Here is a 15195-nt window from a genome sequence, read left to right on the forward strand (position 1 = left end):
TCCTCCTTGGTTGAGGAAGGGTGGCGGCTCGGTGCTTCAGTCTGTACAACGTTGGAAGCAGAGGCAGTTGGCATGAGAGCACGGCTCCCGGCCGCTGTCCAGGTCCATGACAAAGCTCCGGTCGCGGAGCCCCTGTCGATGCCGAGGAGATTCCTTGCGGGTCAGCCTGAAGGACGTGGCCGAACGGGCCGGCGTCTCGATCAAGACCGTTTCCAACGTCGTGAACAACTATCCGCACGTCACACCGGCGATGCGCGCCAAGGTGCAGGAGGCGATCGACCAGCTCGGCTACCGGCCGAACCTCACCGCGCGCCATCTGCGCAAGGGCCGTACGGGCATCATCGCGCTTGCCGTTCCCGAGCTCGGCAATCCCTACTTCGCCGAGCTCGCCGGCGCGGTGATCGACGCGGCGGCCCAGCACGAGTTCACGGTCCTGCTCGACCACACGCGCGGTGACCGTGAGCAGGAGCTGCTGGTCAGCCAGGGTTTCCGGGCCCGGGTGATCGACGGGCTGATCCTGAGCCCGCTGGAACTGGAGGCCGAGGACCTGCACGGCCGGGCCGACGACGTGCCGCTGGTGCTGCTCGGCGAGCGCGAGTACGACCTGCCCTTCGACCACATCGCGATCGACAACGTGGCCGCCTCGCGAGAGGCGGTGCGCCATCTGATCGGCCGCGGCCGGACCCGGATCGCCTACCTCGGCGCCCGCACCGACTCCGCGAACCGCCCCGCCCATCTGCGACTCGACGGCTGGCGGGCGGAGTTGACGGCGGCGGGCCTGCCGACCACGGACGACATGGTCGTGCCCGTCGACGGCTGGGACCGGGACGACGGGGCCCGGGCCATGGCCCGGTTGCTGGACTCGGGCATCCGGCCCGACGCGGTCTTCGCCTACAACGACCTCATCGCGATCGGCGCCATGCGGGTGCTGCACGAGCGCGGGCTCAGGGTGCCGTGGGACGTCGCCGTGGTGGGTTTCGACGACATCGCCGAGAGCCGTTTCGGAGCCGTCTCACTGACCACGATCGCGCCGGACAAGCAGGCCATCGCCCGCCTCGCGATGGGCTCACTGCTGCGCAGTCTGTCGGGCCGTCAGGATCCCGGAGGACGTGAACTGACCGCGGAATACCGGCTGGTGGAGCGGGAGAGCACCCTCGGACGACGCTGACCACGGTCCGGACCAACTGGCCGAGATTTCGGACGGAAGGGTTTACAGCCCCCTTCCAACGATGTAAAAAACTCCCCTGAACGACGTGCACGCCATGTTGACCGCAAGTGCCGAACTCCCCGGGAGCGCTCTCAGCGCCGGGGCCGCGCCGTTTGGGGACTCCCATGAAGCCCACCGCACCTCTTCGTCGTACCGCCGCACGAACCCTCCTCGCCACCGGCCTCCTGACAAGCCTGGTCCTGACCACCGGATGCACCAAGTCCGAGGACTCCTCCGACAGCGACAAGGCCGCGCCCCAGCAGGGTGACGCCGGCCAGCAGGTCGCCTCGCCCAGCACCGGATCCGGGCCCGCCTGCACCATCGACGCGTACGGGGGCGAGAAGCTCGATCTCAAGAGCGCCACCGTCGGTTTCTCCCAGTCCGAGAAGGAGGCCAACCCCTTCCGGATCGCGGAGACCGCCTCCATCGAGGCGGAGGCGAAGAAGCGGGGCGTCAAGCTCCTCACCGCCAACGCCCAGTCGCAGTTCTCCAAGCAGATCAGCGACGTCCAGGACCTCATAGCCAAGGGCGCCGACCTGCTCGTCATCGCGCCGCTCAACTCGGACGGCTGGGAACCCGTGCTGCGTACGGCGGCGGCCAGGCACATCCCGATCGTCACGGTGGACCGCAAGATCAACGCCACCGCCTGCAAGGACTATGTGAGCTTCATCGGCTCCGACTTCGTGGAGCAGGGCAAGCGGGCCGCCGACGAGATGATCGAGGCCACCGGGGGCAAGGGCGACATCGCCATCCTGCTCGGCTCGGCGGGCAACAACGTCACGACGGAACGCACCAAGGGCTTCGTCGACCGGATCAAGGACAAGGCGCCCGGTCTCAAGGTGGTGTTCCAGCAGACCGGCGAATTCGCCCGCGAGAAGGGCCAGTCGGTCACCGAGAACCTCATCCAGTCCAAGCCCGGTATCAAAGGCATCTACGCCGAGAACGACGAGATGGGCCTCGGCGCCGTCAACGCCCTCAAGGGCGCGGGCAAGAAGCCGGGCGACGTCAAGATCGTCACGATCGACGGCACGCGCAAGGCCGTGCAGGGCATCGTGGACGGCTGGATCAGCGGCGTCATCGAGTCCAACCCGCGCTTCGGGCCGCTCGCCTTCCAGACCCTCGACACCTTCACCAAGGGCTCCGAGGTGGCTCAGGACATCGTTATCAAGGACAGCGCCTACACCGAGGCCAACGCCCAGTCGGACCTCGACAAGGCCTACTGAGATGCTCGCTGTCACCGGCGTGTCCAAGCTCTTCCCCGGCGTGAAGGCGCTGTCCGACGTGGACTTCACCGCCCGCGCCGGGGAGGTGCACGCCCTCGTCGGCGAGAACGGCGCGGGCAAGTCGACCCTGATCAAAGTACTCACGGGCGTCTACCGGCCGGACGCGGGCGAGGTCGTCCACGACGGCACACCGGTCCGCTTCACCACACCCCTGCAGGCCCAGCAGGCCGGCATCTCGACCATCTACCAGGAGGTCAACCTCGTCCCGCTGATGAGCGTGGCCCGCAATCTCCTCCTCGGCCGCGAGCCCCGCGGCCGGCTCGGCCTGATCGACTTCCGGCGCATGCACCGTGAGGCGGACGAGGCACTGCGTGGCCTGGGCATCCGCGTCGACGTGCGCCGCCCGCTGCGCGAACTCGGCGTCGGGGCCCAGCAGATGGTCGCCCTCGCGCGTGCGGTCGCCATCGACGCACGAGTGGTCATCATGGACGAGCCCACCTCCTCGCTCGAACCGCGCGAGGTGCGCACCCTGTTCGACGTGATCCGCATGCTGCGCGAGCGCGGCATCGCCGTGGTCTACGTCAGCCACCGCATGGACGAGCTGTACGAGATCTGCGACACGGTCACCGTGCTGCGTGACGGCCGCGTGGTCCACACCGGCCGCCTCGCCGACCTCGACCGCCTGCGTCTGGTCTCGCTCATGCTGGGCCGGGAGATCGGCGAGGTCCGCAGCGAGGGCCTGACCAAGTTCACCGGATCCCACCACTCGTCGGCCGAACCCATGCTGAACGCCGAAGGGTTGACGGTCCGTCACCAGTTGCGGGACGTCTCACTGTCCATCCGCCCGGGCGAGGTGGTGGGCCTGGGCGGGCTGCTCGGCTCGGGCCGCAGCGAGACGGCCAGGGCCGTCGCCGGGGCACTGCCCACGGACTCGGGCCGGGTCTCGGTCGGCGGCGCCGCCGTGCGCACCGGCTCCACACCGGCCGCGATCCGCGCCGGCATCAGCCTGCTGCCGGAGGACCGCAAGGCCGAGGGCATCGTCCCCGGTCTTTCGGTACGGGAGAACATCGCACTCGCCGCCCTGCCCTCACTCTCACGGTTCGGTCTGGTGGACGACGCCCGCATCGACCGGATCGTCGACACCTTCGTGAAGCGGCTGCGCATCAAGTCATCCGGCCCCCACCAGAAGGTGGGCGAACTCTCCGGCGGCAACCAGCAGAAGGTGCTGCTGGCCCGCTGGCTCGCCCTGCACCCGAAGGTCCTGCTGCTGGACGAGCCGACCCGCGGGATCGACGTCGGCGCCAAGGCGGAGGTACAGGCACTCATCGACGAACTCGCCGACGACGGACTCGCCGTGCTCCTGATCTCCTCCGACACCGAGGAGCTGATCGAGGGCAGCGACCGGATCCTCGTACTCAAGGACGGAGCGGTGGTGGACGAGTTGACCGGCGATGGCGTCACCGAGGACGCGTTGATGCGGGCCATCGCGGCCGAACCCGCCGGGAGCCACCATGACTGAACTCGCGCTCGCGCAGGGCCGGGTGGACCGCGACCGGCTGCTGCGCCTGCTCCAGGAGTACGGCGTCTACGCGGGCGTCGCCGCACTCCTGGTCTTCAACTTCGCCTTCACCGATCACTTCGTATCCGCGGAGAACTTCCGCACCCAGGCCGTCCAAGTCGCACCCGTGCTCATCGTTGCGCTGGGCATGGCGCTGGCGATCGGCACCGAGGGCGTCGACCTGTCGGTGGGCTCCGTGATGGCCCTGTCCACCTCGCTGCTGTCCCTCTATCTCGGCTACGGGCCGTGGGCCGCCGTGCTCGTGGCGGTGGTGGGTGGCATCGTGATCGGTCTCGCGAACGGAACCCTGGTCGCCTACCTGGGCGTTCAGCCCATCGTCGCCACGCTCGCCCTCATGGTCGCCGCTCGCGGCCTCGCCCTGGTCCTGCTCCCCCAGCTCAAGGACGTACGCGATCCGGGCATGACGGCACTCGGCTCCGGCGACGTGCTGGGCGTGCCGTATCTCGTCCTCATCGCCGTCGCCCTGGCCCTGTTGGTGGCTTTCGTGGTGCGCCGCACCACCTTCGGGCGGCAGTTGCTCGCCATCGGCGACAGCCGGCCGGCGGCCCGCCTCGCCGGCCTGCCCGTCCGCCGGGTCCTCGTCGTGGTGTACGCCTGCTCCGGCGCCCTGGCCGCGGTGGCGGGCGTCCTCGCCACCGCCCGGCTGACGGCCAGCGACCCGACCTCGCTGGGCACACTGATGGAACTGTCGGCGATCACCGCCGTGGTCGTCGGCGGCACTCCCCTGTCCGGCGGCCGGGTCCGGATCGGCGGCACGGTCGCCGGTGCCGTCCTCATCCAGCTGCTCACCACCACGCTCGTCAAGCACGACCTGCCGCCGTCGTGGACGCAGATGGCCCAGGCCGTGGTGATCGTCGGCGCCGTCTACGCGGCCCGCGAACGGGGGAAGCGATGACGACCGAGACCACGGAAGCCGACATGCAGCCCGACGCCGTCCACCAGATCACCGACGAGGACCACGGACCGGGCCGCGCCGACCGGTTCAGCGCCCTCGCCCAGCAGCACGGGGCCCTCGTCACCCTCCTGGTGGCCATGGCCGTGGCGTCGCTGAGCTTCGACACCTTCCTGACCGGCGACAACCTCGAGAACATGGCGCTGTCCTCGGCCTTCCTCGCCGTGGTCGCGCTCGGCATGACCTTCGTCATCGTCACCGGCGGGATCGACCTGTCGGTCGGCTCGCTCTTCGCCCTCGGCGGAGTGGTGGCCGCCTGGGGCTCGCAGTACGGCTCGGCGGTGGCCCTGCTGCTCCCGCTCGCGGTGTGCGGGCTGATCGGCCTGGTCAACGGACTGCTCATCGCCCGGTCGGGACTGGCCCCGTTCATCGTCACCCTCGCCGCCATGCTCGGCGCGCGCGGCATCCTTCTTGCGATCACCGACGAGGGCTCGCGGACCTATCTCGTCGACAAGGACTCGTTCTTCGCGACGCTCGGCCAGGGCTCACTGCTCGGGATCGGCGTGCCCGTGTGGATCACGGTGGCCCTGTTCGTACTGGGAGCCGTCGTACTGCGACGCACCAGATTCGGCCAGTACGTGTACGCGGTCGGCGGCAACGAGGACGCGGCGGCCCTGATGGGCGCCCCCGTGGCCCGTACGAAGATCGCGGTGTACGCCGTTTCGGGTCTGTGCGCCGGCCTCGCGGGTGCTCTCAACGCAGCCTGGCTGCTGTCCGGCGTGACGATCCTCGGCACGGGCATGGAGCTGGAGGCCATCGCGGCGGTCGTCATCGGCGGCACGCTGCTGTCCGGCGGTTTCGGGTTCGTCAGCGGTTCGCTGGTCGGGGTGCTCCTGCTGAAGGTGATCCAGAACGTCATCAACCAGATCGGCTCCCTCGACTCCGCCTACCAGCAGGTCGTCAGCGGCGCCTTCCTCGCCGTCGTGGTCGTGGCCCAGACCTGGCTCGGCCGCAGACGAAGGGTCTTGTGACCGCGCGCCCAGGTCCCTCTTCATGAAGCCGTGACGACGATCTCGATGTACGGCGCGGGGTGCCACAGGGCAGCCCGCGCCGACGTGTTCAGCCGTCCCGGCAGCCGCGTTACGTGGTGAAGCGGTGACTGCCGGAGCCTGCCCGGTACACCACGCAGCCGTTCTCCTCGCGCAGGTACGTCGCGCGGGTGTGGGTGACCGCGTCCGGACCGTCCGCGGGGATCCATATCTCGGCGGTCGTGTTGGCGGGCACGGTGCACGTCAGGACGAAGCCGCCGGACCGCTGTTGCCACCGCGTGGAGATCGGACCGTGGACCGAGGTGAACGTGGCGCGTGCTGAAGTGACTTCACCGCCCGGACGGGGACGGATGACGATCTCGCGGTAGCCGGGCCGGCCCGCCGAGATGCCGGCGATGTTCGTGTACATCCACTCCCCCACCGAGCCGTAGGCGTAGTGGTTGAAGGAGTTCATGTCCGGTGTCTGGAAGTCGCCGTCGGGCTCGATGGAGTCCCAGCGTTCCCACATCGTGGTGGCGCCCTTGTCGATCTGGTAGCCCCAGCTGGGGAAGGAACGCTGCTGGAGCAGCCGGTAGGCGACATCGGTGTGCCCGGACTCGGTGAGGACGGGCAGCAGCCGGGGCGTACCGAGGAAGCCCGTCGACAGGTGCCAGTCCTTGGCCTCGATCAGCGCGACGAGCCGGTCGGCCGCCGCTTTCCGCAGTGCGTCCGGCAGCAGGTTCATCGACAGGGCGAGGACGTACGCCGTCTGCGTGTCGCCCTTCACCCTGCCGTCGGCGGTGACGTAGGCGTCCTGGAACGCCTTGCGGATGCGCTCGAAGAGGTCGCGGTAGGGGGCGGGACCCTTGTCGAGTTCCTCGGCCGTCCGGGCCGCGAGGTCGGCGCTGTGCGCGAAGTACGCGGTGGCGATGACGTCCTTCGGTGTCTCGTCGGAGACATTGAGCCAGTCGCCGTACCCGCCGGCGGGCCGCAGTAGGCCGGTGCTGTTCTTCTCCAGGTACTTCAACCAGGCCTGGATGGACGGCCAGGCGTCCTCCAGCACCTGCCGGTCGCCGTAGGCCTGGTACAGGGACCAGGGGACCGTGACACCCGCGTCACCCCATCCGGCCACGCCGTTGCCGACCGTCCCGACCATGGGCGCCACATCGGTGAAGGCACCTTCGGCGGTCTGGGCGTCACGCAGGTCCACGAGCCACTTGGTGAGGAAACGGGCCGATTCCATGGTGTACGCGGCCGTGGGCGCGAAGACGTTGATGTCACCCGTCCATCCCAGGCGTTCGTCGCGCGCGGGCGTGTCCGTCGGAATGGAGAGGAAGTTGCCGCGCTGCCCCCAAGTGATGTTGCTGTGCAGCTCGTTGAGCATCGGGACGTTCGTCTCGAACTCGAAGGTGAAGGGCGCCGCCGTGTGCATGACGCGGCCGGTCATGGCTCTCGCCGAGGGAGTGCCCGGGAACCCGGTCACCTCGACGTAGCGGAACCCGTGGAAGGTGAAGCGCGGCTCGTACGTCTCCTCGCCACGGCCTTTCAGGATGTACGTGTCGGTGGCCGCGGCGGTGCGCAGGTTCGCGGTGTAGAGGGTGCCGTCCGGGTTGAGGACCTCGGCGTGTCTCAGGCGCACGGCCGTTCCCGCGGGGCCCGCGACCCGCAGCCGGACCGAGCCGACCATGTTCTGGCCCAGGTCGAAGACGAAGACCCCCGGCTTGGGTTCGGTCACCTTCTTGACGGGAAGTTCCCTGGCCACGCGGACCGAGCCGTCCACCTGCGCGACGATCAGGGCGGGAGGGGCCTCGTCCGCGGCACGCACGGCGAGCCACGTCCGGTCGTCGAAGCCGGGCGAGGTCCAGCCGGCGGTCTCCTTGCGCGCGTCGTACGTCTCACCTCCCAGCAGGTCGGCGGAGACGATGGGTCCGGAGGTAGCCCGCCATTGGGTGCCAGAGGTGATGCGCTCGCTCGTGCCGTCGGCGTACTCGACCTCCAACTGCGCCAGCAGCGCCGGGCGTTCACCGTACTGGTGAGGCCCGAACATGCCGACGTTGCCCGCGTACCAGCCCGGTGCCACGTAGGCACCGATGGCGTTTGCGCCCTGCCGCACGAGCTTGGTGACGTCGTACGTCTGGTACTGGACGCGTTCGCGGTAGTCGGTCCAGCCGGGGGCGAGCTCATCGCGGCCCACGCGGCGGCCGTTGAGGTGCGCCTCGTACAGGCCGAGGGCCGTGGCGTACAGGCGTGCGTGTGACACCTTCTTGCGCGGCAGCCGGAACTCGTGCCGCAGTTGGTTGGCTGCGTACACGACCGGGACGACCCTGCCCCACGGACCGGCTCCCCATGCGGCCGCCTTCTTCGCCGCCGGCCAGCCGCTGTCGTCGAAGCCGGCGTCGCGCCAGTCTTCGGCGGGTTCCTTGTCCGCCGACTTCCAGGAGGTGTCGGTGACGATCTTCTGCTCGCCTGCGGGCGTCCGGATGGTCAGGACGGCGACGAGACCTGCGGGTCCCACGCTCGCGTTGGTGGCCGAGACCGCGAGGACGTTGCCACCGGAACGCACCTGGGCGAGGACGTCGACGACGGCCGGGCGGCGCCAGCCCTCGTGGTCCGTCGCCAGGTCGGTGCGGGCCACCTCGGTGCCGTTCACGGAGACGGCGTACACGTTGTCGGCGGTGATGGCCAGGCTCGCCGCCGTGACTCCGTCCGGGAGGTCGAAGGTCCGACGGAACCAACGGGTCGCCGCGGGCGCGCTGTTGGCCGGTTCGCCCTCGGGGAACCAGATCCAGTCACAGCCTTCGAGGGACGGCGCGTCCGTGAGGGCCGCGGGAGCGGAGATCCAGTTCGCGGACCACTGCGCGGCGCCCATGAGGCCCGTTTCCCACCACGACGGCGCGCTCCAGCCGGACGCCTCGCCGTCGCCGTCCCACACCCGCACGGACCAGAAGTAGCGTGTCCGCGGCCTGAGTTGAGGGCCCGCGTACGGAACGAGGGACGAATCGCCGGAGACGACCTTCCCGCTGTCCCAGACATCCGGGCGGGGCAGGCGCGACTCACTGGAGGCGACGCGGACCTGATAGGCGCTCTGGCGCGAGCCCGGCTTGTCCGAGGCCATCGGCCAGCTCAGGCGCGGGTGTTGTACGTCGAGGCCCAGGGGGTGCTGAACGTACTCGACGGTCGGCGCGGTGACGCGCAGGGCGCCGCGTTGCGCGGACGCCTGAGATGATGCGGACGCCGGGGCGGCGACGGCCGGCCCTGCTCCGGCGGCCACACCAGCAACCGTGGCCGCCGCGCTCGCCAGGATGTTCCTCCTACTTATCACTACGGGCCCCTAACGCAGAATGATGAATCGATTCACGGCGTTGGACGTAGGTGAACGTAGGGGCGTGCGAGGCAAGGGTCAATGAGTGTGCAGGGATTTCTTGACGGACAGTCGGATGAGGGTGTGACTTCACCCCCGTCCGTGGCAGCCACGACGCGAGTGGATTGAACGGTTTCAATTCCCGGGAGGCGGGCGTCACATGAGGCCTGACACGATGATCTCGACACGGACGCGACGCAACGATCAGGGCCGGGGACGGCTCACCGAAGGAGTTCAGCTTGAGCGACACGACGACGGGCTCCGCGGGCAGGCGGGTCTTCATCGACAAGCAGAGCCCCAAGGCCTATCACGCACTGGTCCAGGCCTCCGAAGCCGTCCGTGCGACCGCCGCCGACGCGGGTCTTGACCGCATCCTCGTGGAGCTGATCAACCTCCGCGTGTCCCAGATCAACGGCTGCGCCTACTGCCTCAACGTGCACACCAAGGCCGCGCTGGGTGCCGGCGAGACCACACAACGCCTGGGCGTACTGCCCGCTTGGCGTGACACGGAACTGTTCGCGCCGCGGGAGCGGGCCGCACTCGCCCTGGCCGAAGCGACCACCGACATCGCGAACGCGACCGCCCAGGAGGACGCCTACGAGGACGCCCGCCAGGTCCTGACCGAGGACGAGATATCCGCCGTGATCTGGGTGGCCCTCACCATCAACGCCTTCAACCGGGTCTCGATCATGAGCAGGCATCCGGTGCGCGGGCTCCCTCAGGGGTGACGGGTACGCACTGGAGCGGTGCCTTCGACGGCGTCGTCCTGGATCGGCCCCGGCGAACGAAGCCCGGTCGTGCCCGACCGAACCGGGCACAGGATGTCGGGTCCGGCAGGGTGGGTTCTTCCTAACGTCAGTGATCGAAAGGGAAGGAGACCGGGGTGCTGGAGCGGCTCAACCAGGCCATGGAGCACATCGAGTGCCACCTCGATCAGCGCATCGAGGCGTCCGAACTGGCGCGGATCGCGGTGACGTCGGAGTACCACTTCCGGCGGCTGTTCTCGGCGCTGGCGGGGATTCCGCTGTCGGAGTACATCCGGCGCAGACGCCTGACGATCGCGGGTGCCGAGGTGCTGGCCGGTGAACGGACACTGCTGGAGATCGCGGTGCGCTACGGCTACACCTCGGGGGAGGCGTTCGCGCGTGCGTTCCGCGCTATGCACGGCGTCGGTCCCGGCGAGGCCAGGCGGGTCGGTGCGAGCCTGCAGTCCCAACCCCGGATGTCCTTCCGACTCGTCGTCGAAGGGAGTAGCAGCATGCGGTACAGGGTCGTGGAGAAGGAGGAGTTCCGGGTGGTGGGCAGGAAGGCGCGCGTCCCCCTCGTGCATGAGGGGATGAACCCGGCGATCGTCGCCTTCATCCGGGGCCTCGGCCAGGAGACGATCCAGCGCATCGAGCAGCTGTCCGATCAGGAACCGGAGGGGATCATCTCGGTGAGCGACAATCTGGACGAGAGCCGCGCCGAGGGAACCGAACTCGACTACTACCACGGCGTGGTGACCCTTGCCGCCGTGCCCGAGGACATGGACGCGCTCACCGTCCGGGCCGGGACCTGGGCCGTCTTCGAGAACTCCGGGCCGTTCCCGCAGGCGCTCCAGTACCTGTGGCGGGACGTGTTCACCCAGTGGTTCCCGTCCAATCCGTACCAGAGCCGACCGGGGCCCGAGATCCTCCGGACCCGGCTGTCGCAGGATGCCTCGCACGCGGACGCGGAGCTGTGGATCCCCGTGGAGCGGACCGCGGTCTGAGAGCCGGCGCGCGGCCCGGGGTCGGGGGGCCGGGCCGCGCGCCGGTGCGGCCGCTGTTTGCGCAGGCGGCGAGTCCGACGCCGTCGGCACGTTCCGGTGGATGACGGACCGGTGGCTCCAAGGGTCTATCGTGTCGGCATGTCCGTCCCTGAACTGATCCGTATCGTCTCCCGCGACTCGCCCATGGCGCTGGCCCAGGTGAAGCGCGTCCAAGGCGAACTGGCAGCGCTCCACCCGCACTTGCGCACCGAAGTGGTGCCCGTGAAGACGACCGGCGACAAGTGGATGGGCGATCTCGCCCTCGTCGAGGGCAAGGGGGCGTTCACCAAGGAGGTCGACGCCGCGCTTCTGGCCGGTGAGGCGGACCTGGCGGTGCACTGCGTCAAGGACGTGCCCGCCGACCGGCCGCTTCCTGCAGGCACCATGTTCGCCGCGTTCCTCAAGCGGGACGACATCCGCGACGCCCTCATCCACCCCGACGGACTCACCCTCGACGAGCTGCCGGACGGAACCCGGATCGGTACCTCCTCGGTGCGCCGCATCGCCCAGTTGGCCGCCTCCCACCCGCATCTTCAGTGCGTGCCCTTCCGCGGCAACGCCAACCGGCGCCTGGCCAAGCTCGCGGCCGGCGAGGCGGACGCGCTGCTGCTCGCGGTCTCCGGCCTGGAGCGCATCGACCGCACCGATGTGATCAGCGAGATCCTCTCCCCCGAGACCATGATGCCGCCGATCGGCGCGGGCATCCTCGCCCTGCAGTGCCGCGAGGGAGACACGACGGTCATCGACACCGTCAGCGCGCTCGGCGACCCGGACACCTACCGCGAAGCCACCGCGGAACGCATGTTCCTGCACGTCCTCCAGGGCCACTGCAACTCCCCGATCGCCGGCTACGCCACGGCCGCACGAAACGGCGAACTCTCCCTGCGCGCCTGCGTGTTCACCCCGGACGGCAAGACCCAGCTCAACGCCCACGAGTGGGCCGGCCCCCTCGACCCGGCCACCCTCGGCACCTCCGTCGCCGTGGCCCTGCTGCGCCAGGGCGCCCGGGACCTGATCGACGGCATCGCCCACTGACGGTTCAGAGCGATCACAGCGATTCGCCGGGTGCCAGATAGCGGTAGCCGCTGTCGGTCGACTCGGCGAGCCAGCCATTGACGCTGTTGAGGCCGCGATCGTTGATCTGGGCGTCGTGTATCGGGAACGCCCTTTGCGGTTCGATCGCCTTGACGAAGTCGATCACCTCCGCCATCTTCATCCACGATCCCTGGGCCGGGACCAGGAGCGTCTCGACCGGTTGCTCAGGGACGTGGAGCGAGTCACCGGGGTGGTAGACCGACTCGTCGACGACGTAGCCGAGGTTCGCGCAGTCCGGCTCGCCGTCGTAGATGAACGCGTGGCGTCCGCCGACCGCTCGCACTCGGAAGCCGGCGGCGGTGAACTCGGTGCCGGAGGACACCCCGATGGTCTCCAGCCGTGGAATGTCCGCGTCGGCCGGGGCGTACACCGGCACGCCGAGCCCGGCCAGGCGAAGGACGTCGATGTGATCGGCGTGCTCGTGCGTGACCAGCACGGCGTCCGCGCCGATCAAGGCCGCCGGCTCGCTCCATGTCCCGGGATCGATGACCAGCACCCGGCCTTCGTGTTCGAGCCGCACACATGCATGGGTGTATTTCGTGATCCGCATGGCATCCCAACGTACGCCGCACGCACGCTGGTTCCATGCTTCCTGCACCGGCGGTGCACGGTGGCGGTGGCCGCGAACGGGAGTCGTGGCGCGTGTCGAGCCGTCACCGCGCGGCGTCGCTCCCACCCGGGTCGTTGGGGTGGGACTGGAGTGCGGTGACGGTGAAGGTCATCCACGGGCGAAGCGGCAGCGTGCCGAGCACCTTCGCGTGGAGTTCCTCCTCGTCGGAGGCCCGCCAGATGCCGATGCTGCGCAGTTCGCCGACGGGGCGCCAGAGCCGCGCCAGGTTGCCGGCGGCGGCGAGTTCGCGGGCGCGGAGGGCTTCGGCCGCGCGTCGCCGGTCGACCTCGTCCTGGCTGGTTCCCTCGGGGACAGTGGTCGTGATCTCGACCAGGAACTCTCGCATGGCCCTGCTCCGCTCGATGGGGTGTCCGGCGGGACTCGATGGGGTGTCCGGCGGGAACCGAAACGCCGCGGTGGTGATCGCGTCCTGTGGTCGTCATCGTTCGCCCGCCACCAGGCCCGCGCCACGACCGGCTTCCTTGCTTCTGATAGGTACAGCCTCCTACGGGACGTAGGATGACGGACGTGGAGTTGCGCCAACTGCGGTACTTCGTGGCGGTGGCCGAGGAGCTGAACTTCGGCCGGGCCGCCGAGCGGCTGCTCATCGCCGGCCCGTCCCTGTCCCAGCAGATCAAGGCGCTCGAACGCGATCTCGGGGTGCGCCTCTTCGACCGTGACCGCCGTTCGGTGTCGCTCACCCCGGCCGGTTCCGCCCTGCTCCCCCACACGCGCGCCCTGCTGGAACGGGCCGACGATCTCCAGCACCGCGCCCGCCGCCTGTCCGGATCCGATCCGGTACGGCTCGGTTACGTCAACTGGCTGCCGGCAGATCTGACCGCCCGCACCTCCGCCGTGGCCCAGTTGCACATCGACGCGTGGATCGCGCCTTCGCACACCCAGGCCGCCCGGGTGGCCGACGGCAGTCTGGATCTCGCCGTGTGCTGGGTGCGGTCCGAGGATGTGGAGCGCCACGGCCTGGAGGCCCGGCTCATCGGTGCCGACCGGCTCTACGCCGTCGCCTCCGGCGACGACACCGGCGAGGTGGCCGCCCAGGACACCGCCGTCCTTCTCGACGACGACACCACCTCGTGGTCCTCCTGGAACACCTACGCCGAGCAACTGGCGCACGACACCGGGGCCGACGCGGTCCGCATCTTCGACGGAGGCATCACCGGGCCGGCCTTCTTCGACCACGTACGCCGCAGCGGCCGCCCGGTCATCAACTCCCCCAAGGGGCAGACCACCCCGCTGCCGCCCGACCTCGTCCAGCGCCCGGTCGTCGCACCGGAGATCTACTGGACGTGGTCCCTGGTCCGGCGAGCCGGCGAGGTCCGTACCGCCGTACTCGCCGTCGTCGACGCCCTCTGCGAGGGAGTCGGAGACCTCGGGATCCACGGCCCGGCCGCCTGGCTGCCCGACGGCGACCCTCACAAGCTCTAGCCGGCGTCCGACGTCTTCCCGAACATCATCCCGGCGACCTGCGCTGGGAGCCCAGCCCTACCAGCTGGGAGGAAGCCGGTCCCGGCCATCCCCCCTCTGACCTTTGACTTCTCCTCCTGCGTTCGCCTAGTTTTCAAATAGTCGACCGGTTGACTAGTAAGAAATCGGCCGAGAAACTCGCACCCATACCGGAGAAGATCACCATGAGCACTCAGCACCAGAAGGTCGCCGTCATCACCGGGGCATCGCAGGGCATCGGCGCCGGACTGGTCGACGCCTACCGCAAGCTCGGCTACGCCGTGGTCGCCACCTCACGCACCATCGCCCCCACAGACGACGCGGACATCCTGACCGTCCAGGGCGACATCGCCGACCCGGCGACCGCCGAGCGTGTCATCGCCGCCGGTGTGGAGAGGTTCGGCCGCATCGACACCTTGGTCAACAACGCGGGCGTCTTCGTCGCCAAGCCCTTCACGGACTACACCCAGGACGACTACGCCACCGCGACCGGCGTGAACGTCACCGGGTTCTTCCGCATCACCCAGCTGGCCGTCGAGCACATGCTCGCCCAGGGTGGCGGCCACATCGTCAACATCACCACCAGCCTGGTCGACAACGCCGACGCCAACGTGCCCTCCGTACTGGCCTCGCTGACCAAAGGCGGCCTGCAGTCCGCCACCAAGTCCCTCGCCGTCGAGTACGCCACCCGCGGCATCCGCACCAACGCCGTCGCCCCGGGCACCATCAAGACCCCCATGCACCCCGAGGAGACCCACGGGTTCCTCGCCGCCCTGCACCCGGTCGGCCGGATGGGCGAGCAGAGCGACATCGTCGACGCCGTGATCTACCTGGAGAACGCGCCGTTCGTCACCGGCGAGATCCTCCACGTCGACGGTGGCATGAGCGCCGGGCACTGACGGTCCCATCGGGCCTGTCGGTCCCATCAGTTCGATTGGTCCCATCAGTCC

13 protein-coding genes are annotated in these 15195 nt (G+C 69.4%); 10 read left to right on the plus strand and 3 right to left on the minus strand.

Annotated features, from left to right (window positions below; all coding sequences use genetic code 11):
* Positions 1-154: 154 nt before the first annotated feature.
* The 5 genes from ACZ5VQ_RS32920 to ACZ5VQ_RS32940 all read left to right on the plus strand — a co-directional run bounded on the left by ACZ5VQ_RS32920 (position 155) and on the right by ACZ5VQ_RS32940 (position 5932).
* Positions 155-1168 (plus strand): LacI family DNA-binding transcriptional regulator, encoded by a 1014-nt coding sequence (locus tag ACZ5VQ_RS32920; protein ID WP_469108127.1) that lies wholly within the window; start codon positions 155-157, stop codon positions 1166-1168.
* A 164-nt stretch (positions 1169-1332) separates the two neighbouring features.
* Positions 1333-2430, plus strand: a complete 1098-nt coding sequence (locus tag ACZ5VQ_RS32925; RefSeq protein ID WP_469108128.1) for an ABC transporter substrate-binding protein — start codon at positions 1333-1335, stop codon at positions 2428-2430.
* Between the two features lies 1 nt (position 2431).
* Complete coding sequence (locus ACZ5VQ_RS32930; protein WP_469108129.1) at positions 2432-3949, plus strand: sugar ABC transporter ATP-binding protein; 1518 nt, start codon at positions 2432-2434, stop codon at positions 3947-3949.
* Entirely contained in the window at positions 3942-4904 is a 963-nt protein-coding gene (locus ACZ5VQ_RS32935; RefSeq protein ID WP_469108130.1) for an ABC transporter permease, read from the plus strand. The genes ACZ5VQ_RS32930 and ACZ5VQ_RS32935 overlap by 8 nt, the downstream gene beginning before the upstream one ends.
* Complete coding sequence (locus ACZ5VQ_RS32940; protein ID WP_469108131.1) at positions 4901-5932, plus strand: ABC transporter permease; 1032 nt, start codon at positions 4901-4903, stop codon at positions 5930-5932. Before ACZ5VQ_RS32935 ends, ACZ5VQ_RS32940 begins: the two co-directional genes overlap by 4 nt.
* 109 nt (positions 5933-6041) lie before the next feature.
* Here ACZ5VQ_RS32940 and ACZ5VQ_RS32945 read toward each other — a convergent pair whose 3' ends face one another.
* Complete coding sequence (locus ACZ5VQ_RS32945) at positions 6042-9251, minus strand: alpha-L-rhamnosidase (protein WP_469108132.1); 3210 nt, start codon at positions 9249-9251, stop codon at positions 6042-6044.
* A gap of 278 nt (positions 9252-9529) precedes the next feature.
* On the opposite strand from ACZ5VQ_RS32945, the gene ACZ5VQ_RS32950 reads away from it, so the two are divergent.
* The 3 genes from ACZ5VQ_RS32950 (at position 9530) to hemC (ending at position 12114) form a co-directional block, all read left to right on the plus strand.
* Positions 9530-10018: a carboxymuconolactone decarboxylase family protein gene (locus ACZ5VQ_RS32950; RefSeq protein WP_469108133.1), complete on the plus strand. Its 489-nt coding sequence runs from the start codon at positions 9530-9532 to the stop codon at positions 10016-10018.
* A 155-nt stretch (positions 10019-10173) separates the two neighbouring features.
* Positions 10174-11040, plus strand: coding sequence for an AraC family transcriptional regulator (locus ACZ5VQ_RS32955; RefSeq protein ID WP_469108134.1), 867 nt, complete (start codon positions 10174-10176; stop codon positions 11038-11040).
* 138 nt (positions 11041-11178) lie between these two features.
* Positions 11179-12114: a hydroxymethylbilane synthase gene (hemC, locus tag ACZ5VQ_RS32960; RefSeq protein WP_469108135.1), complete on the plus strand. Its 936-nt coding sequence runs from the start codon at positions 11179-11181 to the stop codon at positions 12112-12114.
* 13 nt (positions 12115-12127) lie between these two features.
* Here the strand turns inward: hemC and ACZ5VQ_RS32965 are convergent, their stop codons facing one another.
* A complete protein-coding gene (locus tag ACZ5VQ_RS32965; protein WP_469108136.1) occupies positions 12128-12724 on the minus strand; it encodes an MBL fold metallo-hydrolase in 597 nt (198 codons plus the stop codon).
* A gap of 103 nt (positions 12725-12827) precedes the next feature.
* On the minus strand, positions 12828-13130 hold the full coding sequence (locus ACZ5VQ_RS32970; RefSeq protein ID WP_469108137.1) for a muconolactone Delta-isomerase family protein: 303 nt from the start codon (positions 13128-13130) through the stop codon (positions 12828-12830).
* Positions 13131-13303: 173 nt separating this feature from the next.
* Between ACZ5VQ_RS32970 and ACZ5VQ_RS32975 the strand changes: the two genes are divergently transcribed.
* Both ACZ5VQ_RS32975 and ACZ5VQ_RS32980 read left to right on the plus strand, forming a co-directional pair.
* On the plus strand, positions 13304-14227 hold the full coding sequence (locus ACZ5VQ_RS32975) for a LysR family transcriptional regulator (RefSeq protein ID WP_469108138.1): 924 nt from the start codon (positions 13304-13306) through the stop codon (positions 14225-14227).
* Positions 14228-14430: 203 nt separating this feature from the next.
* Positions 14431-15144: an SDR family NAD(P)-dependent oxidoreductase gene (locus ACZ5VQ_RS32980; protein WP_469108139.1), complete on the plus strand. Its 714-nt coding sequence runs from the start codon at positions 14431-14433 to the stop codon at positions 15142-15144.
* Positions 15145-15195: the final 51 nt, after the last annotated feature.

The sequence above is a fragment of the Streptomyces sp. NPDC033178 genome (assembly GCF_055577685.1).

Excerpts from the sequence above, each read along its gene's own strand:
- ACZ5VQ_RS32925 (WP_469108128.1), top strand. The coding sequence starts at position 1,333 with ATGAAGCCCACCGCACCTCTTCGTCGTACCGCCGCACGAACCCTCCTC.
- ACZ5VQ_RS32930 (WP_469108129.1), top strand. The coding sequence starts at position 2,432 with ATGCTCGCTGTCACCGGCGTGTCCAAGCTCTTCCCCGGCGTGAAGGCG.
- ACZ5VQ_RS32935 (WP_469108130.1), top strand. The coding sequence starts at position 3,942 with ATGACTGAACTCGCGCTCGCGCAGGGCCGGGTGGACCGCGACCGGCTG.
- ACZ5VQ_RS32940 (WP_469108131.1), top strand. The coding sequence starts at position 4,901 with ATGACGACCGAGACCACGGAAGCCGACATGCAGCCCGACGCCGTCCAC.
- hemC (WP_469108135.1), top strand. The coding sequence starts at position 11,179 with ATGTCCGTCCCTGAACTGATCCGTATCGTCTCCCGCGACTCGCCCATG.
- ACZ5VQ_RS32965 (WP_469108136.1), bottom strand. The coding sequence starts at position 12,724 with ATGCGGATCACGAAATACACCCATGCATGTGTGCGGCTCGAACACGAA.
- ACZ5VQ_RS32970 (WP_469108137.1), bottom strand. The coding sequence starts at position 13,130 with ATGCGAGAGTTCCTGGTCGAGATCACGACCACTGTCCCCGAGGGAACC.
- ACZ5VQ_RS32975 (WP_469108138.1), top strand. The coding sequence starts at position 13,304 with ATGACGGACGTGGAGTTGCGCCAACTGCGGTACTTCGTGGCGGTGGCC.
- ACZ5VQ_RS32980 (WP_469108139.1), top strand. The coding sequence starts at position 14,431 with ATGAGCACTCAGCACCAGAAGGTCGCCGTCATCACCGGGGCATCGCAG.